This window comes from Roseovarius sp. B08 (assembly GCF_051417955.1).
Taxonomy (GTDB): domain Bacteria; phylum Pseudomonadota; class Alphaproteobacteria; order Rhodobacterales; family Rhodobacteraceae; genus Roseovarius.
This window is the reverse complement of sequence record NZ_JBPRLW010000001.1, coordinates 2,060,585-2,078,281: the sequence shown is the minus strand read 5'-3', so window position 1 is coordinate 2,078,281 and position 17,697 is coordinate 2,060,585. Positions and strand designations below refer to the sequence as shown.

At 61.4% G+C, this 17,697-nt stretch carries 14 protein-coding genes, 1 tRNA gene, 1 other RNA gene and 3 pseudogenes; 8 read left to right on the top strand and 11 right to left on the bottom strand.

The window, feature by feature from the left end:
- Positions 1 to 51 precede the first annotated feature (51 nt).
- Positions 52 to 450, top strand: coding sequence for a hypothetical protein (locus tag ACSQ76_RS10500; RefSeq protein WP_437156539.1), 399 nt, complete (start codon positions 52 to 54; stop codon positions 448 to 450).
- A 299-nt stretch (positions 451 to 749) separates the two neighbouring features.
- Here ACSQ76_RS10500 and ACSQ76_RS10495 read toward each other — a convergent pair.
- The 10 genes and pseudogenes from ACSQ76_RS10495 to ACSQ76_RS10450 form a co-directional block, all read right to left on the bottom strand.
- A tRNA-Ser gene (locus ACSQ76_RS10495) sits at positions 750 to 839 on the bottom strand.
- 150 nt (positions 840 to 989) lie between these two features.
- Positions 990 to 3,479, bottom strand: a complete 2,490-nt coding sequence (locus ACSQ76_RS10490) for a DUF3772 domain-containing protein (protein ID WP_437156538.1) — start codon at positions 3,477 to 3,479, stop codon at positions 990 to 992.
- A 5-nt stretch (positions 3,480 to 3,484) separates the two neighbouring features.
- Positions 3,485 to 4,515, bottom strand: a pseudogene (locus tag ACSQ76_RS10485) (cysteine synthase A).
- Positions 4,516 to 4,573: 58 nt separating this feature from the next.
- Positions 4,574 to 5,524: an NUDIX domain-containing protein gene (locus tag ACSQ76_RS10480; RefSeq protein ID WP_437156537.1), complete on the bottom strand. Its 951-nt coding sequence runs from the start codon at positions 5,522 to 5,524 to the stop codon at positions 4,574 to 4,576.
- Positions 5,525 to 5,528: 4 nt separating this feature from the next.
- A complete protein-coding gene (locus ACSQ76_RS10475) occupies positions 5,529 to 5,987 on the bottom strand; it encodes a TrgA family protein (RefSeq protein ID WP_306128341.1) in 459 nt (152 codons plus the stop codon).
- Positions 5,978 to 7,146: pseudogene (locus ACSQ76_RS10470) on the bottom strand (class I SAM-dependent methyltransferase). The gene ACSQ76_RS10475 and the pseudogene ACSQ76_RS10470 overlap by 10 nt, the downstream one beginning before the upstream one ends.
- A gap of 131 nt (positions 7,147 to 7,277) precedes the next feature.
- Positions 7,278 to 8,702, bottom strand: coding sequence for a cryptochrome/photolyase family protein (locus ACSQ76_RS10465; protein WP_437156536.1), 1,425 nt, complete (start codon positions 8,700 to 8,702; stop codon positions 7,278 to 7,280).
- 53 nt (positions 8,703 to 8,755) lie between these two features.
- The gene (locus tag ACSQ76_RS10460) at positions 8,756 to 9,982 is read right to left on the bottom strand and encodes an aminotransferase class V-fold PLP-dependent enzyme (RefSeq protein WP_437156535.1); all 1,227 of its coding nucleotides are present in this window, start codon (positions 9,980 to 9,982) and stop codon (positions 8,756 to 8,758) included.
- 95 nt (positions 9,983 to 10,077) lie between these two features.
- A complete protein-coding gene (locus ACSQ76_RS10455; protein ID WP_437156534.1) occupies positions 10,078 to 11,730 on the bottom strand; it encodes a BCCT family transporter in 1,653 nt (550 codons plus the stop codon).
- Positions 11,731 to 11,774: 44 nt separating this feature from the next.
- Entirely contained in the window at positions 11,775 to 12,191 is a 417-nt protein-coding gene (locus ACSQ76_RS10450; RefSeq protein ID WP_437156533.1) for a universal stress protein, read from the bottom strand.
- Between the two features lie 291 nt (positions 12,192 to 12,482).
- Between ACSQ76_RS10450 and ssrA the strand changes: the two genes are divergently transcribed.
- Positions 12,483 to 12,831: a transfer-messenger RNA gene (ssrA, locus tag ACSQ76_RS10445) on the top strand.
- Between the two features lie 65 nt (positions 12,832 to 12,896).
- Here ssrA and ACSQ76_RS10440 read toward each other — a convergent pair.
- Positions 12,897 to 13,334 (bottom strand): DUF2383 domain-containing protein, encoded by a 438-nt coding sequence (locus ACSQ76_RS10440; protein WP_437156532.1) that lies wholly within the window; start codon positions 13,332 to 13,334, stop codon positions 12,897 to 12,899.
- A 258-nt stretch (positions 13,335 to 13,592) separates the two neighbouring features.
- On the opposite strand from ACSQ76_RS10440, the pseudogene chrA reads away from it, so the two are divergent.
- From chrA to ACSQ76_RS10410, 6 genes and pseudogenes are all read left to right on the top strand, one after another.
- Positions 13,593 to 14,839: pseudogene (chrA, locus tag ACSQ76_RS10435) on the top strand (chromate efflux transporter).
- Between the two features lie 67 nt (positions 14,840 to 14,906).
- The gene (locus tag ACSQ76_RS10430) at positions 14,907 to 15,395 is read left to right on the top strand and encodes an SspB family protein (RefSeq protein ID WP_437156531.1); all 489 of its coding nucleotides are present in this window, start codon (positions 14,907 to 14,909) and stop codon (positions 15,393 to 15,395) included.
- A gap of 100 nt (positions 15,396 to 15,495) precedes the next feature.
- Positions 15,496 to 16,893 (top strand): class II fumarate hydratase, encoded by a 1,398-nt coding sequence (gene fumC / locus ACSQ76_RS10425; RefSeq protein ID WP_437156530.1) that lies wholly within the window; start codon positions 15,496 to 15,498, stop codon positions 16,891 to 16,893.
- Entirely contained in the window at positions 16,890 to 17,069 is a 180-nt protein-coding gene (locus tag ACSQ76_RS10420; protein ID WP_437156529.1) for a DUF4169 family protein, read from the top strand. The genes fumC and ACSQ76_RS10420 overlap by 4 nt, the downstream gene beginning before the upstream one ends.
- Positions 17,066 to 17,284 (top strand): ribbon-helix-helix domain-containing protein, encoded by a 219-nt coding sequence (locus tag ACSQ76_RS10415; protein WP_306128330.1) that lies wholly within the window; start codon positions 17,066 to 17,068, stop codon positions 17,282 to 17,284. The genes ACSQ76_RS10420 and ACSQ76_RS10415 overlap by 4 nt, the downstream gene beginning before the upstream one ends.
- Positions 17,285 to 17,429: 145 nt before the next feature.
- On the top strand, positions 17,430 to 17,660 hold the full coding sequence (locus ACSQ76_RS10410) for an N-(5'-phosphoribosyl)anthranilate isomerase (RefSeq protein WP_437156528.1): 231 nt from the start codon (positions 17,430 to 17,432) through the stop codon (positions 17,658 to 17,660).
- Positions 17,661 to 17,697 lie beyond the last annotated feature (37 nt).

Sequence of the window (17,697 nt, the reverse complement as noted above, 5' to 3'; positions counted from 1 at the left end):
ATCAATGCTTTGCCCTGACTATTGCCGGCGCTTACTGAAAGGAACCACCAGATGATCCATGCTGCCGCTCTATTCTCAAGCCTCGCTTCGCTCGCGCTCGCCTTTCTCATCTACTCTTGCCACGTCTTGGCTTCGCGCGACAGTCGGCTTCGAGCCGAATGGCTCACGTCAATCTTTTTGTCGCTTCTGACTGGTCTATTTCCGCTATCACTTGCAGCATCGGTAACCGGCCTGTGGGACGTGTTCTCCGCGGGTATCACGCTCGACGCAATCATTGCGGCCAGCGCGGACTTGGCCAGTCTCGCCACATTAACCGCAACGGTCATCGTGTTTCGGTCAATGCTCAAGGCAAATGCGGCCTCGCGGGCTGTCCCGTCCAACATCATGCCGCTGCCGCCACTCGGGACGGATTCCCATGTCGGCACCACAGCAATGAAAGATGGCGCGTAACGAAGCAGCCCGGACATCAATGTGCCGACGATGATCGAGGAATTCTGGTAAATTGCGGCTGTTGGGTTCGCAGCGAAGACGGTCGACGGTGCGCTCGGCATGGCCTACGGGTTAACTTCGACCTCGCTGTTGCTTACCAAATCTGTTCAGTCGAGAGGTCCAGAGAATATCGGCCTTGAGAGACCACTTCCGGCCCTCCCGGCACCGGGGCCAGTGCTCAGCCCCTCCCGCATAACCCTCTAAAACAACGAAAAAATCCGGCCGCGGCCGGATCGGGAGAACGCTTTCGCGGGGGCAAGTGGCGGAGAGACAGGGATTCGAACCCTGGAGACGGTTTCCCGCCTACACGCGTTCCAGGCGTGCGCCTTCGACCACTCGGCCACCTCTCCGGTCTGGCCTCTTTATCGCCTGCGCTCATGCCAGTTCAAGAGCTTTCTTGAGGATCAGGCTGTGCGCGTTTGCAAGTTGTCGATTGCCCCTGCCCCATCTGAGAACCCAGGCAGACTGTCGTGCGCGTGAACTTGATCGAACTGGGTCCGTTAGCGCGCGTCGCCCGCCCCACCAGAGTCTCCGTCGGCATCGCCGTCCATGTCCGGTGGCTCGTCGCGTTGACGCGGCGCGGATGGGTGCATCACGGCAGCCTCAGGCACGTCATTTGTCTTGAGCTTGTCCTCCGCCGGTTCGACACCGCCCCCGCCAAGCACTTCGGCGTTGCGGATCCAGATGTCGCGCTGCGCAAATGGGATCTCTATTCCAGCAGCCACAAAGCGGCTGGCAATCTCGTGGTTCATTTCGGAATGCACAGACAGCACGTAGTTCACATCGCGCAAGATCGCACGGATCTCGAAATCCAGCGCATCGGCGCCGAAGCCTCGGAAGATCACCGCCGGGGGCGGGTTCAGCAGGACAAGCGGATGCGCCTCGGCAATCTCTTGCAGTATTCCCTCGACCATCTTCGTGTCCGTGCCATAGGCCACGCCCACCGGAACGATCAGCCGCCCGACGGTATTCCCGCGTGTATAGTTCGTGACCCTCCCCGACACGAGATCTGCATTGGGGACAATAACGTCGGAGCGGTCAAAGGTCTGGATGATGGTCGACCGGACCGAGATGTCCTTGACGTTGCCGTGCACGCCGCCAACTTCGATCCAGTCGCCTTCGGAAATGGGTCGTTCGACCAGCAGGATGATACCGCTGACGAAGTTCGACACCACGTTTTGCAGGCCGAAACCGATACCGACCGACAGCGCGCCTGCAACATAGCCCAGGGCCGTCAGGTCGATACCCGCGCTGGTGATCGCAATCACCGCCGCGAGGAAGATACCGATGTATCCCACGCCCGACAGGATGGCGTTTCGGCCCCCCGTGTCGATCTTGGTCTTTGGCAGGATCGTGTTCTTGAGCGCGCCCTGCAGCAGCCGCGTCGCGGTGTAGCCAAGCACGAAAACGAAAGCCAGTGTCAGGAAAATCGTGGGCGATATGCGCGTCTCCCCGATAACGAACCCTTCGGCGGCGCGAGCATAAAGCTCGGTCAGGTCCGCCACGCGGGCCCCCCAAATCAGCGCGAAGATCGGCAGCGACAGCAAGACCAGGGCCACGCCAACCATGATCGGAACAAGCGATTCCGCCGCGCCGGCGCGGTTTCGGGTCACCAGGACGTAGAATTCGACCACCACCCGCTGCAGCACCAGCAGCACCGCCAGCACCTCGATCGAGGCAAGCGACGGGTAGAGCAACGCCTGGGCCAGCCGGAAATATCCGATCGCCCCCAGCACCGGCACGACAATGGACAGCGCCGCCATGAGGAAAGCAAGGATTCCCGTCATGCGCGAGCGGTAGGTTTCCTCGCCCTCTATCGCCGCATCTGCCCTTACATGTTCGCGCAGAAGACGCGAGATCCGCAGCAGAAGCAGGCTGCACACGACCATGAGCGGGAACTGGTTCACCACCGAGGCAGAGTGGCTCCATTGGGAAATCTCTCCGACCTGCTGCAGAAAAACGCTGCCCGAAGCGAACGCCCCCAGAAGCATGCCATAGAACCGTCCCTTTCGGCGGCTTTCCGGCGACAGGTTCAGCGGCAGTGTGCGGGCCTCCTGCGCCGGGAAGACCCGTGACGCCAGCCATCGCGCCAGAAGGAAAGTAAAGACGAGCGGGCCCAGTACGTCCAGCATACGGCTGCCGCGCAGTCCGACCAGGCCCGAACTGGAAACGGCCTCGATCAGGAAGTACACACCGAAAAGCGGCAGGAACAGGGTTCCCATGGAAACGACGAAGCCGACGATCCAGCGTGCGGCGCCAGGCTCTTCACCAAGGATCCTGCGCGTTAACTTGTGTGTCCACCTTCGGCCCCACGCCACCAAGACGATACCGATCACCGTCATCACCAGCAGGGCGGGAATGTTATTCTTGGTTTCGCCACGCTGAACGGGGTTGTCCAATGCGCTGATGGCTTCCGAGCGCAGGGTCGAAAACGTGCGACCGAGCGCGGCGACGCCTTCTGGCCAGTGAACCGGGTTCAGCGGTGACGCGCCGAACTCCATTATTTCCCTGGTTTGACGCGCGCGAATGATCGCGTCGATGCCCTGGATCAGACCGTCGGCACGGGTAAAGGACAGTTCGGCCTTGCGCACCGGCTCGCGCAAACGATCCATCCGTTCTTCCAGCTGGCTTCGCTCCGCCGTGATGTCGGCGGGTTCTGTCGCGCCCTCTTCCGGCGCGGGTCCAAGCGCGTCCAACTGCCGTTGAACCGTCTCGATCGCGTTGCGGTTGATATCCTGCGCGTCCAGAAAACGCTGCCGCCAGTCCGCCAGTTCGACGCGCAGCATCTCCAGCGCGTTTGTCGAGGCTCGCCCGGTCTCGATCGCCTCGTCGGCCCGTGCGGCCACGCGGTTCCACGCCTCGTAATCCGGGGTGATGTCCGACACACTGGTCTGTGCCACAGCCGGTGAAGCGGTCAAAATCAGGGTGGTCGCAAGCGGTGCCCCGTACCCGGCCAGCAGTAGGGCCAGCAAGGTCAGGCAGCGCAGCATTGAGGTCATTCCACGAAGACCCCGGGAATGCTGCGTGGCGCCTCGGTCAGCCAGTTGGGCGTAGGCAGGTTCTTCTCGCGCAGAAATTCGGGATTGAACAGCTTCGACTGATAGCGCGTGCCGTAGTCGCACAGAACGGTCACGATCGTATGTCCCGGCCCCATGTCGCGGGCCATGCGGATCGCGCCGGCCACGTTGATTCCGGTAGACGCGCCCATGCACAGGCCCTCGTGTTCCAACAGGTCGAACACGATCGGCAGGGCCTCTTCGTCGGGAACCTGGTAGGCGAAATCGGGTGTGAACCCTTCAAGATTCGCTGTGATCCGCGCCTGTCCTATGCCCTCGGCGATGGAACTGCCCTCGGCCTCCAGTTTCCCGGTCGTGTAATAAGAATAAAGCTTCGCGCCCATCGGGTCCGCGATGCCCATCTTGACGCCTTTGGATTGCAGCGCCATTGCCACGCCCGCCAGCGTTCCGCCCGAGCCACAGGCGCAGATGAATCCGTCGATCTTTCCGCCTGTCTGCTCCCATATCTCGGGGCCGGTTGTCTCGACATGGGCCTGGCGGTTGGCGGTGTTGTCGAACTGGTTGGCCCAGATCACGCCCTTTTCGGCGGTCTCGGCCAGTTTTTGTGCAAGGCGTTCGGAGTAGCGCACGAAATTGTTGGGGTTGGTATAAGGCGCCGCCGGCACCTGAACCAGTTCCGCGCCGGCCAACGTCAGCATGTCCTTCTTTTCCTGGCTCTGCGTTTCGGGGATCACGATCACTGTCTTGAATCCCATCGAGGCCCCCACAAGCGCCAGGCCGATGCCGGTGTTCCCGGCCGTCCCTTCGACGATCGTGCCCCCGGGTTTCAGTTCGCCGCGCGCCATCGCATCGGTGATGATCGACAGCGCAGCGCGGTCCTTGACCGATTGGCCCGGGTTCAGAAACTCGGCCTTGCCATAGATGTCACATCCCGTTTCCTCACTGGCCTTGCGCAGTTTGATGAGGGGGTGTTTCCGACCGCGTCGGCCAGATCCTTGGCGATCCGCATCGCTTAGGCTCCTTAAATCAGGTATTTGGAATCTGATTAAGGCGGAACCGCCGTGAACTCAAGCGGATGCGGTCAATCGGTGGCGTTCCCGTTCAAGCCAGAGCAGCAGAGCAAAGAGCGGACCGATATTAACCTCGCCAGTACGTGTCATCGCCATCGCTGTCTCGAACGCGATGACATGGCGGCGCAGGTCCTCGTGCTCAGCCTCCAGCCCGCCATGGCTCTGCCCGCCGTCCGGCAGGTCGCACAGACCGACGTAACAGTGGAACATCTCGGTTGAACAGCCCGGAGAACAATAGTGCGAAGAGACATGTTCTAGCCGCGTGAGGGCAAGGTCGGCCTCTTCGCTGCATTCGCGTCGGGCAGTTTCCTCCGGCGCCTCGCCGGCATCGACGCGTCCCGCCACCGGCTCCAGCACCCAGGGGTGCGGGTCGCCGCGTCCGAAAGGCCCCATGCGGAACTGTTCTATCAGCAGGACCCGGTCGCGCACGGGGTCGTACGGCAGCACGATGGCGGCGTCCGTGGCGACGAATACCTCCCGCGTGAGGGGGGCGGTCATCTCTCCGTCGAATTGCGGATGGCGCAACCGATAGCTGCGCGTCAGGAAAAATCCCTCGTGCGGAGTTTCCTGCGACAGGATTTCGACAGCACGGGCCTGTGTGGCGCTGCGCAGCTGCACCGGCGCACCCTGGCGCGCCGCGATAATCCGCGCCGCGGCACGCGAGAGGATCATCTGGCGGCGGGGTACAAGTTCTTTAACCGCCATCCGACCGAAATACCCCATGATTTCGACTGCGGCGTGCCGGTACAGCTCCGGGTCGGCATCGTCTTCGGCCCGAAGTACCACAGCCTGACCGCCCTCGTCGTGCGAAAGGCCCACCACCTCGGCGAAGTAAAGCGCGCGCTCGGCTTCGGCGCCGGTCAGGTGGTCACCGGGGCCGATCCCGTCGCCGAAAAGGCGCAGCAGCGCTTCGGTCCAGATCGGACCCTCAAGAAGAATGTCGCTCACCGGTTCAGCGCCAGCGCCGCGCGACCCATTCCGACACAAGCCCGATCACGATACCACCGACCACCAGAAGCACGATCAGCGGGATGTGCCACATGGTGAACAGGTAATCCAGGCCGATCTCGAAAATGGCGATGATGCCCTCGACCGGACCGTCGTACCGGTTTTCCAGCGCACGGCGCAGCATTTCGTTGAAGCTTTGCAGGAACAGCGCCCAGAAGACCAAACCGCCGACCCCAGTCAGGCCGGCGCCGATGGCGTTGCTGTACCCGTGGTTCAGCCGCGCCCCGATCACTACCCAGCCCATCAGCAAGCCCAAGCCCACATTCACCCAGTTGAACCAACCAAACCCGGTGCCCTCGGGCATGAGCGGGCGAAACATCTCGGAGGCATACCAGGCAAGGATCGCCATCAATATTGCGGCGACGCCTCGACCGGTGGTCGGCATACTGTCGGTTACGGGCATTCCTCTGCGGGCCTCGCGATCGTGATCTGTGTCACATCGCAGTTACCCGCATGAAACGCCGCCGCACAAGAGGTCAGGTAAAAATTCCACATCCGTCGAAAGCGTTCGTCAAAGCCCATTTCGGCAATCTGCTCCCACTTTTCGTTGAACGTGCCGTGCCAGCGGCGCAGCGTCTGGCTATAGCTTTCTCCGAACTCGATGGATTGCCGCAATAAAAGTCCGGCCCGCTCGATCTGCGCACGAAGGGCCGCGGGGCTGGGCAGCATGCCCCCAGGGAAAATGTACTTCTGAATGAAATCGACGTCCTTGCGATAGGCGTCGAACCGGTCGTCGCCCACTGTGATGATCTGAAGCGTCGCCTGCGCGCCCGGTTTCAGACGGGCATGCACCGTATCGAAATAGACTGGCCAGTACCGCTCTCCAACGGCCTCGAACATCTCGATGCTGGCAATGCCGTCATAATGTCCGGTTTCATCCCGATAGTCCTGAAGCTTGAAAGTTACCAAGTCCGAAAGCCCCGCATTTTCAATGCGTTCCTCTGCGCGTACTTGAACTGTTCCTCGCTGATCGTCAGACAGGTGACCCGCAGCCCGCGCTGGCCTGCCGCATATTCCGCGAACCCGCCCCACCCACAGCCGATTTCCAGCACGTGATCGCCGGGCTTTGCGCCCATTTGATCGATCAACGACGCGTACTTGGCCGTTTGCGCCAGCTCTAGGCTTTCTTGCCCGGTATCGAAGATGGCACTGGAATAGGTCATCGTATCGTCCAGCCAGAGCCCGTAGAAATCGTTCCCGAGGTCGTAGTGATAGCTGATGTTGCGCCGTGCCTGTTTACGCGTGTTGCGCTGGAACCAGAACCGCAGCTTTTCGTAAAGCTCCACCAGCTTCTGCCCCGGATAGCCGTTGTACATGTCGTCATTGTCGCTGTTGACAAGATCCATGAAGGTCTGAAGATCCGGCGTCGTCCACCATTCATCGAGGTAGGCCTCGCAGAACCCAAGATAGCCTTCGCGCAGCATCCGCGAGAAAAGCTCGTCATTGTGGATATCGATCCGCGCCACCGGCCCCGGTGCCGCCCCCTCGGCGCGAAACACCCGCCCATCATCCAGCCCGATGTCCAGCCGGCCATGCTGCAGCGTCAGGGCCACCTGAAACATGCGGGCGAAATAGCGCGGAAGCCCGGTCTGCCCTTCGGTGTTCGTCAGAACGGTCTCGGACCAGCGCTGACTTGGTTTGCTGTCTTCCGGCGCCGTGGCCCGCGCGGCGCCCGGTGGTGTTCCCAGTGCTTTCAAAACGGTCTCGCTTCATAGGCTTCGAGCGCGCGCTTTCGGCCCTCAGAGAGGTCGATCAAGCGCTCGGGATAATCGTCATCGGGTTGCATGGCCCAGCTGCGCGGTATTGCATCGAAATAGCTAAGCGCGGTCTTGCTGGGCCGGCTCCGCCCCTCGGCGATCCAGCGGCTGCGGTAGGCGCCTTCGGGATCGAATTTTTCCAATTGGGTCTCCGGGTTGAAGACGCGGAAATATGGCGTGGCGTCCGGACCGCTGCCGGCTGCCCATTGCCAGCCCATGGCATTCGACGCCACGTCCCAATCCGTCAGGCAATCGTCGAACCACGCTTGCCCCACCTTCCAGTGGGTCATCAGGTGCTTGCTCAGATAGCTCGCCACGATCATCCGCGCCCGGTTGTGCATTTTGCCGGTCACGTACATCTCGCGCATGGCCGCATCGACGAAGGGCTCCCCGGTGCGGCCCTGTTTCCAAGCCTTGACCTCCGCGCGGCGCTCGTCCTGGTTCCAAGGGAAGGCATCCCATTCCTCGCGCCAGTTGCCATCCTTGATGCGCGGCGTGTGATAGATCAGGTGATATGCAAACTCGCGCCAGACCAGTTCCTGCAACCAAGTCTCGGCGCTCTTGCCGCCGCCTTCGTGAAGCGCGCGCTGACCGGCATGCCAGCATTGGGCCGGGGAGATCTCGCCATAGGTCAGGTTTTCGGACATGCCTGACGTTCCGTCCTCGGCGGGAAAATCGCGGTTCTTCCGGTAGTTCGAGATGGCATGGTCCGTGAACCAGCCCAATCGCTCATTCGCCGCTTTTTCCCCGACCCGCTGATGTGGCAGGCAGACCTCGGCGCCACGGTCCATCGCCTCGCCCATCTTCCAGTCGTCCAGCGCGTCGCTTTCCGGCCAGTTTTCGGGCGCCGGTATTTTCGACGGAGCGGGCAGTGGCGCATCGACCTCGCGGTCGCGTACGGCGCGCCACATCGGGGTATAGACCTTGTAAAAGCCGCCGGCCTTTGTCTCGACCGTCCAGGGCTCGAAGAGCAGATGGCCGGTATGGCTCTCGGCTTTGATATCCGCGTCTTTCAGGGCCGCTTTCACCTTCTTGTCGCGCTCAATCGCATCCGGGTCATAGGCGCGTGACCAAAACACCGCCCCTGCCCCGGCCTTTTTGGCGAGATCCAGCAGGATATCGGCGGGTCTGCCCGCGCGGAACACGATCCGGCTGCCCCTGTCGCGCAACCTTGCGTCAAGGTCGGCAAGCGACAGGCCCAGCCGCCATTTCGGCGCGGCGCCAAGATCGTCGACCAGCTTGTCACGGATGAACACCGGGATCACCGGCCCACCCTGCTCGACCGCGGCGGTCAGGGCTGGATGGTCCGACAAACGCAGGTCGCGGCGCAGCCAGAGGATCGTCGGTGTCGTGTCGGTCATTGCTCGAAGCCCCCCGTCGTCAAGGGGCTATACGGCCTGCAAGTCCCCGTGGATCAAAGACAAGTTTCCAAAGCCTCCAGAAGGCTGTCGACCTCGGTCTTGTTCGTGTAGTGAACGAAGCTAAGCCGCAGCACGCCCTTGTCCAGATCAATCCCCATCGCCTGCAGTGGGCGCGCGCCGTAGAAATCACCACCCCCGGCCATGACCCCGTGTTCGGCCAGCCGCGCCGCCATCTCGGCCCCCGGTCCGGGAAGTTCCACGGCCACGGTGGGCGCCTTGAGGGAGGCATCGCGAGGGCCGATCAGGCGCAGCGTGTTCTTTTCGGACAGGTAGTCGAGCAAAGGTTGCAGCAGTTCGGTCTCATGGCCTCGCATCAGGTCATGCACACCGCTTGTCCGCCCGGCCGCATCGCCTGTAATGCCGTGGTGCCCGGCCAGCGCATCGTAATAGTCCGCCATGCCCGCACAGGCGGCCACCTGGGCATGGTCCGGCCCGGCGGGCGTGAACCGCTTGTAAAGGCTGTCCGCGTTGAACCAATGCGCCTGGTTAGGAAGCATCTGTCCAAGCTCCCGCCGAATGACCATGACGCCCTGATGGGGGCCATAGGTTTTATATGCCGAGAACAGGTAGATATCGGCGCCAAGGTCGCCTACGTTGACGAACCCGTGGGGCGCATAGGACACGCCGTCGACACAGACGAAAGCTCCGGCAGCATGCGCCGCGGCGGTGATCTCGACGACCGGGTTCACCGCTCCCACGATGTTGGAGCAATGCGGAAAACAGACCAGCCGCACTCTATCGTTTAGAAGGTCCTCCAGGTCGTCGAGGCGGAGAAGGCCAGTCTCGCGGTCGATCCGCCACTCGCGCACATCGATGCCCGCGTCGGACAGCCGCCGCCAGGGGCCGGAATTGGCCTCGTGGTCCTGATCGGTGACGATGATCGCGTCTCCGGGCTCCATCCACTGGCGAAAGGCCTGGGCCAGCACATAGGTGTTCTGCGTGGTGGACGGCCCGAAGCTCAGCTCGTCGGTTGAAACGCCCAGCATCGCGGCCAGGCGAGTGCGGGCCTCGTCCATTTCCTCGCCGCCCAGACGGCTGGCCTCGTAGGGCCCATAGGGCTGGACCTTGCGCTGGTGGTAGAAACGCGTCAGTCGCTCGATCACCGGGGCGCAGGTATAGGACCCGCCCGCATTCTCGAAAAAGGCCTGCCCTTTCAGGCCCGGTTCCGCGAACGCGGGAAACTGCGCCCGCACGAAATCGATATCCAGCGCCCTGCTCATCGCATCTCTCCCTTTTGTTTGCGGCCACACAACAGCAAAGCCCCCCGGGGTGCAAGAACCCGGGGGGCTTCGATTTTACGGCTTTGGCGCTGACGTCAACCCCGCGGTTCGGACGAAAGACCCTTCCAGATCGCGAAGCACATCAAGAGCAGGATCAGCGTAAACGGCAGACCCGTCGAGATGACCATCGCTTGCAGCGATGTCAGACCACCACCGATCAACAGTGCGATCGCCACCAGCCCCTCGAACGTGCACCAAAACACCCGTTGCGGGACCGGTGCGTCCACCTTGCCGCCCGCGGTGATCGTGTCGATCACCAGCGAACCGGAGTCCGACGAGGTGACAAAGAACACGATCACGAGGATGATCCCGATGGTCGAGGTGATCGCGGCAAGCGGCAGCCCGTCCAGCATCGCGAACAGCGACAGTTCAGGCGCGTAGTTGTCGATCACGTTGGCCTTGACGGCCGACGCATCTGCATTGGCGACCATGTCGTTGATCGCGGCCCCGCCAAAGACGGCCATCCAGAACACGCACACCAGGCTTGGGATGATCAGGACACAGGTTACGAATTCCCGAACCGAACGGCCCCGGCTGACGCGGGCGATGAACATGCCGACGAAGGGCGACCAGCTGATCCACCACGCCCAGTAGAACGCCGTCCAGCCCTCGCGATAGCCGTCATCCTCGCGCCCGAAGGGCATCGACAGCGGTATCAGCTCGGTGAAATATGCGCCCATGCCGGTGAAGAACTCGCTGATGATCGTGGCGGCACCCGCCGCGAAGAGAACGAACAACAGCAACAGCAGCGCGATCATCATGTTGATCTCGGACAGCACCTTGACCCCGCCGTCCAGACCGCGCAGCACCGACACCAGCGCGACCGCCGTAATGCCGCAGATCAGGATGACCTGCACGGTGATGTTGTTCGGGATGCCGTAGACAAACTCCAGACCGGCATTCGCCTGCTGCGCCCCCAAGCCCAGCGACGTGGCAAGGCCAAAGAGCGTGGCAAAAACCGCCAGCGTGTCGATGGCGTGCCCCCACCAGCCCCAGACACGGTCGCCCAGGATGGGATAGAAGGCCGACCGGATCGAAAGCGGCAGGCCCTTGTTGTAGGAAAACAGCGCCAACGCCAGTGCCACGACGGCGTAGATCGCCCATGGGTGAAGCGCCCAGTGATAGGAGGTTGCGGCCAGGGCCATGCGACGGGCCTCGGCAATATTTTCCTCGATCAGGGCCCCATCTTCCGTAAAGGGACGCACGACCCCGAGCGGTTCGTCGCCCCAGGGCGTGCCGAAGTAGTAAGCCGGTTCCAGAACGCCAAAGAACATCAGGCCGATGCCCATGCCCGCAGCGAACAGCATCGCAAACCAGCCGGCATAGCCGTAATCCGGTGTTGCATCCGAACCGCCAAGCCGGACGGACCCCATGGGCGTCACGATCAGCAGAAGGCAGAAGATCACGAAGATGTTGGCAGCCGACAAGAAGAACCAGTCGAAGGTGCTCGTCAGCGCTGGACGCAGCCATCCAAAGAAATCGCCGGCCTGCTGCGGCGCGATCAACGCATAGGCCACGAACAGGATGACGCTGAGGCCCGAGATCACGAAGACCGGGTTGTGAATGTCGACGGGGAACGGCCCGACCCGCGTCTCGATGTTATCCTGACCAATCTCGTACTCGGTCGGAATCACATCCGAGTTTCCCTCAGGCTGCGGGATGCCCTGATTTGCTTGTTCATCGGCCATATGCGGCCTCCTCTTTTAATTTTTTCTCGATTCACACGGCGGGATCACGAGCGGACCACCATCACCGAGCAATTGGCGTGCTCCGCGATCTTGCCGCCGTTTGACGGCCACACGTAGTCCATGATGTTGGGCACGTGGCTCGCCATCACGACGAGGTCGACGTCATTGTCCTTGGTCGCCTTGAGAAGCACGTCATCGACATCCGAGCTCGGATCGTGACTGACGAGCGCCTGGCCCGTAGCCGTGATTCCGTGCGTTTGAGCCTGTTCCCTGGCGAAGGCGTCGAGTTTTTCGCCATATTCCTTCGGCGTATGGGCCGTCGAACTGGGCGTGGTCGTGGTCACGCCGACAAAGACGACCTCCGCACCGTAATGCTTGGCCAGGTCGCCGGTACATTTCAGCGCCTTTTCGAGACGCTCCTTATGAGCCAGGTCGACCGGGGCCATGATCTTTTTGAACATGTCTGTCCCTCCTCTGGCGCAACCTATTCAGTGGCTCTTGGTGGCCGAGTGCGCCGGTGTCCCAGGGATCCATGGCGCGCCCACGGACTGCCCTGTCTGCAAAACACTAACGCGTTTGCATTGGAAACTTCAATGAAATGCGGCTGATTTCCGACCGCGAACGACATCTTAAAGCTGTGGTCTGGCGTCGCGCCGCTGCCGGGCGGAGCGCCGGTGTGGCGCGCTCGCGCCTTTTTTTGCTGCATTTCCGATCGTACAACCGGGGAAAATAGTGGCGACTCAAGCCACCTCACCCTTTGCAATTCTTCATGCCTTGCCTATATTGAAACTGTCCTTCGGGACTATGGACATAAACGCGCTCGTAATAAGCGGATCGGACCCGGGGGCGGTACCCGGCGGCTCCACCAATCGCCCGTCGTTGGAGGGATATGGGGCCGAAACAGGATCGACGAACGTCTAAAGGGGTTTGCTTTGTCCCGGTGAGATACCACCGTTATCGGTTCGCTAAGCATAATTGCCAACGACAATCGTGCTCCGGTCGCAATGGCTGCGTAAGCAGTCGGAGTAACCGAAACTTAAGTCCTGGCCTCTAGCAAGGTCAGGCGGGGTTCGCAGGCACCTGGCAACAGAAGCCTGCACTTTCGTTCGAGAAGTATGAATTAACGCCGCGCCGTTGATAGCGGCCTGCATCCTGCGCTTACCTGATCAGCCGAATTTCCGACGGGCCCTTTGGGTGATTTCGTACAGATTTCCGCGCTGCCTGCTCAGAAGGGCGATGTCATCCTCATCCCGCGCGGCAGCGATGGCTTCGTCGTAAAGCGACAGGATCCTTTCCTCGCCCTTGATCACGGAGTTGAGCGCCGACTCGTCGATATCGTCAACGAAGGCACGAGTCTTTATTACGGCGCGCTGCACGGTGGAAAAGAAACTCCCGTCCTCATCCGGAACACATCCATGGTCCCGCAAGCGCGCCGAGATATCCGCCTCGTGCTTGTTATGGGCCGTATACAATTGCTCCATGAGGGGACGAATGTCCGGCTTGGCCTGGTCGAGTATCTCGTCATAGCCCGCCAAAGTATCCTTGATCCTGACCTGCAACTTGGCAAGCGCGTCGCGGTATTCCGCTGAAGTGGCAAGCGCCATACACTGTTCTCCTATCGAAAACACTAACGCACCAACAGCTCGCGGTGTTCCGTTACACCTTGGCCGGGGCGAGTTAATCGCAAGCAGGAGATGCACCAGCTTCAGCGGCCTGCTTGCGGTTTTGGGCCGGGCTGTCACAGCGGTTTGACAATGATCGTGCACGAATGCAGGCCGATATGGCAGTTTGCAATGCGCTGTACCGTCGGGGCCGGGCCGGGTATGACGACGGCCATGAGTGCCCAGCGACGCGGATGCGTAATGACGGTTTCGTTTGAAGAGATGTTCCGCGTTTTCGGGCGGATTGGCCTGCTATCCTTTGGTGGTCCCGCCGCGCAGATTTCCCTGATGCAGACGGAGCTCGTGGACCGCCACAAATGGCTGACAGAAAGTCAGTTCCTCCAGGCGTTGTCTTTCTGCATGCTATTGCCCGGCCCCGAGGCGATGCAGCTTGCCACCTATTCGGGGTGGAAGTTGCGCGGTGTCAGGGGGGGCTTCTGGCCGGACTGCTCTTCGTTCTGCCCGGTGCGGCTGTGATATTTGCGCTGGCGTTCGGATATGCCTATTTCGGCCAGGTGCCGCTGGTCCAAACAGTGTTCGCGGGCATAAAGGCGGCCGTGGTCGTGATCGTGTTCCAGGCGCTTTACAATCTGTCGCGCCGGGCGCTTCGGGGCGGTCTGGCACTGACGCTCGCGCTCGGGTCTTTCATCGCGATCTTCTTTTTCTCGCTGCCCTTTCCCGCCATCATCGCAGTCGCGGCGGTCATCGGGCTGAGCCTTGCACGATCCCAGACCGCGCAGAGCCCACCCGCACCCCCCGTCACGCAAGGCGGCGGCACCATGCGGACGATCGCATCGTGGGGCGCGATTTGGGCTGCGCCCCTGCTGGTGCTCTGGGCGCTGGACCAGACGCTGCTCTTGCAGGTGGGGCTGTTCTTTTCCAAGCTCGCGGTCGTCACGTTCGGCGGGGCCTATGCCGTTCTGGCCTACATGACGCAGGAAATCGTCAACTCTTACGGCTGGCTTAGCACCCACCAGATGATCGACGCACTCGGCCTTGCGGAAACCACACCTGGGCCGTTGATACTCGTGACCCAGTTCGCGGGATTCATGACAGGCTTTCTTCAGGGCGGTCCGGGTCTGGCCGTCGCCGCGGCGCTGGTCACGCTCTGGGTCACGTTCGTGCCCTGTTTCCTGTGGATCTTCGTAGCCGCCCCCTATGTCGAGGCATTGCTCGCTCGCCCCCGTCTTAGGGGAGCGTTCGACGCGATATCGGCCAGTGTCGCAGGCGTGATCCTCAACCTCGCCGTCTGGTTCACCCTGCACGTGCTGTTCACGGATGTCGGCAAGGGGGCGTTCGGCCCTGCCCTGCGCCTCGACAGTTTTTCGACCCAGAACGCCGTGCTGGTCCTTCTCGCCGTCCTGCTCTACCTCGGGTTGCGGCTTCCGATGGTCGCCGGGCTTGTCGTCATGGGCCTTCTGGCCTGGGGTATCCATCTGCTGATCTGAGTTGCGCGGCCTCTTTTGTTTTGCTTCGAATCCCTTATTGTGAAGTTCGACAGGTTCGGGGACGAAAATGCCGCATTCGATCGATTATGGAAAACTGATGCATCGCGCCATGCGTGGTTTGATCCAGGAGGTGTTGTGTGGCGTGCGTGACAATGGCCTGCCGGGGGCGCATCACTTCTTCATAACGTTCGAGACGACCCACCCCGATGCCGAGTTGGCCAACTGGTTGCGCGAACGCTATCCGAACGAAATGACCGTCGTGATGCAGCACTGGTTCGACAATCTGGAGGTGACCGACGAAGGTTTCACCGTCACCCTGAATTTCGGCGACAGCCCCGAGACGCTGTATATCCCTTATGACGCGATCCAGACCTTCGTCGATCCTTCTGTAGAATTCGGCCTGCGCTTCGAATCGCAGGAAGAGGCGGAGGACGAAGACGACGACGACACCGAAGAAGACGGCCCGATGGACGAGGACGGGATCGAAGCGGAAGAAGACGATGTCGCTAAGCCGCGCGATGCCGAAGTGGTCAGCCTCGACAGTTTTCGGAAATAGCTTCAGGTGATCGCACTGGACGGTATCCCACCGCATACAATGTTGATCTTTCCGTCCGGTCGGCTATGAAGCCCCGACAGCAGTTTCAGGAGTGTCCGCCATGACCGCAACACGCACAGAATCCGACAGTTTCGGCCCGCTCGAGGTTCCGACGGAAAAGTACTGGGGCGCCCAGACACAGCGTTCCCTGATGAACTTTCCCATCGGCTGGGAGAAACAGCCGGTGGCGATTGTCCGCGCGCTGGGCGTCATCAAGAAAGCCTGCGCCATGGCCAACAAGGAGGCCGGAGTACTGGACGCAAGGCTGGCGGACGCCATCATCGAGGCCGCAGGCGAAGTGGTCGACGGCAAGCTGGACGATCATTTCCCGCTGGTGGTGTGGCAGACGGGGTCCGGCACGCAATCGAACATGAATTCCAACGAGGTGATCGCCAATCGCGCCATCGAAATCCTCGGCGGCGAGATTGGCAGCAAGGACCCGGTGCACCCCAACGATCATTGCAACATGGGGCAGTCCTCGAACGACACGTTTCCGACTGCAATGCATATCGCCACGGCCATGTCGGTGCGTGACGTGCTGCTGCCGGGGCTTACGAAGCTGGCGGAAGGCCTGGAAAAGAAGTCCAACGAATTCAAGGACATCATCAAGATCGGCCGCACCCATACGCAGGATGCGACGCCGCTGACACTCGGCCAGGAGTTCTCGGGCTACGCGCACCAGATCCGCATGGGGATCGAACGCATCGAGTCCGGCCTGCCGGGCATCTACGAGCTTGCCCAGGGTGGCACCGCCGTGGGTACCGGCCTCAACACCCGCAAAGGCTGGGGCGAGGCTGTGGCGGCGAATATGGCCGAGATCACAGGTCTGCCCTTCGTCACCGCTCCCAACAAGTTCGAGGCGCTGGCCGCTCATGACGCGATGGTTTTCCTGTCGGGTGCGATCGCCACGGTAGCGGGCAGCTGCTACAAGATTGCCAACGATATCAGGTTCTTGGGTAGCGGCCCGCGTTCGGGCCTGGGCGAGTTGATCCTGCCGGAGAACGAGCCGGGCTCGTCGATCATGCCCGGCAAGGTGAACCCCACCCAGGCCGAGGCGCTGACGCAGGTCGCGGCACATGTCATGGGCAATGACGCAGCGATCAAGTTCGCGGGTAGCCAGGGGCATTTCGAACTGAATGTCTACAACCCGATGATGTCGTATAACCTGTTGCAATCCATACAACTTTTGGGCGACGCGGCGGACAGCTTCACCGAACGGATGCTGCTGGGAATCGAAGCCAACGAGGCCCGGATCGACAAGTTGATGAAGGAGAGCCTGATGCTGGTGACGGCGCTGGCGCCGACCATCGGCTATGACAATGCCACCAAGGTCGCCAAGACGGCGCACAAGAATGGCACCACGTTGAAGGAAGAGGCCATCGCGCTGGGCTTCGTGGACGAGAAGACCTTTGACGAGGTGGTGCGCCCCGAGGACATGATCGGCCCGAAGGACGCATGAGCGAGATCGTCAATCTCAACCGGTTCCGCAAGGCGAGAAACCGCATCAAGAAGCGCGCACAGGCTGATGAAAACGCAGTGAAATTCGGCCTGTCGAAGAGCGAGCGGATGTTGGATGAATCGCGGGCGGAAAAGGCCCGTGAAGTGCTGCGACAGCATCGCCTCGACGAGGAATGAGCCGCCCGGTCAAGCACTCCCTGACCCTGCGTGGCCATCGCACCAGTGTCTCGCTCGAGGAGGAGTTCTGGCAGGCATTCCGCCAAATCGCCGCTGAGGAAAAGATGCCCTTGAACGTGCTGGCTGCGCGGATCGACGAGGCGCGCGGGGTCGACATGGGACTGGCCTCGGCGATCCGGTTGCATGTTCTACGGTATTACCGGGACAAAGGTTAACGGCTCTCTAGCCGTCTAAATCGCAACGTCGGTATCGCGTCGGTATTGCAGCGGTTTGGGGACGGTGCCGTTTTCGCAAAACTCCGGATGACCATACCGCCCGCCCTTAACCCGCCCTTAACCTCGTTCGACGGAGTATCGGGCCATGTCAGAACTTCGCCTTCTCCTGCCGGCCGACATCTGGATGCGCAAGATTTTCGATGCGAAAGCCGCTCGGGAAGGCGGTGTCGTCCGCCGCAGCGTTCGGGACATCGAGAGGATCGTGGGCAGAGACCGGTTCCGGCGCGAGATCGCGCGGCGAGGGTATCATGCGGTCGAGAACGCGGGACAGCTGGTGATCTTCTGCAATAACGAGCGGGTGTCGGTTTGGTGTTGAGGGCCAAAAGCTTTGAGAAAGCTTTTGGCAAATCTTT

What these genes read in the sequence shown, in the direction of transcription:
- ACSQ76_RS10455 (WP_437156534.1), bottom strand. Translation starts at nt 11,730, where the DNA reads ATGGCCGATGAACAAGCAAATCAGGGCATCCCGCAGCCTGAGGGAAAC.
- ACSQ76_RS10415 (WP_306128330.1), top strand. Translation starts at nt 17,066, where the DNA reads ATGAGCCGCCCGGTCAAGCACTCCCTGACCCTGCGTGGCCATCGCACC.
- fumC (WP_437156530.1), top strand. Translation starts at nt 15,496, where the DNA reads ATGACCGCAACACGCACAGAATCCGACAGTTTCGGCCCGCTCGAGGTT.
- ACSQ76_RS10420 (WP_437156529.1), top strand. Translation starts at nt 16,890, where the DNA reads ATGAGCGAGATCGTCAATCTCAACCGGTTCCGCAAGGCGAGAAACCGC.
- ACSQ76_RS10450 (WP_437156533.1), bottom strand. Translation starts at nt 12,191, where the DNA reads ATGTTCAAAAAGATCATGGCCCCGGTCGACCTGGCTCATAAGGAGCGT.
- ACSQ76_RS10460 (WP_437156535.1), bottom strand. Translation starts at nt 9,982, where the DNA reads ATGAGCAGGGCGCTGGATATCGATTTCGTGCGGGCGCAGTTTCCCGCG.
- ACSQ76_RS10500 (WP_437156539.1), top strand. Translation starts at nt 52, where the DNA reads ATGATCCATGCTGCCGCTCTATTCTCAAGCCTCGCTTCGCTCGCGCTC.
- ACSQ76_RS10465 (WP_437156536.1), bottom strand. Translation starts at nt 8,702, where the DNA reads ATGACCGACACGACACCGACGATCCTCTGGCTGCGCCGCGACCTGCGT.
- ACSQ76_RS10490 (WP_437156538.1), bottom strand. Translation starts at nt 3,479, where the DNA reads ATGCTGCGCTGCCTGACCTTGCTGGCCCTACTGCTGGCCGGGTACGGG.
- ACSQ76_RS10410 (WP_437156528.1), top strand. Translation starts at nt 17,430, where the DNA reads ATGTCAGAACTTCGCCTTCTCCTGCCGGCCGACATCTGGATGCGCAAG.
- ACSQ76_RS10440 (WP_437156532.1), bottom strand. Translation starts at nt 13,334, where the DNA reads ATGGCGCTTGCCACTTCAGCGGAATACCGCGACGCGCTTGCCAAGTTG.
- ACSQ76_RS10475 (WP_306128341.1), bottom strand. Translation starts at nt 5,987, where the DNA reads ATGCCCGTAACCGACAGTATGCCGACCACCGGTCGAGGCGTCGCCGCA.
- ACSQ76_RS10430 (WP_437156531.1), top strand. Translation starts at nt 14,907, where the DNA reads ATGCCGCATTCGATCGATTATGGAAAACTGATGCATCGCGCCATGCGT.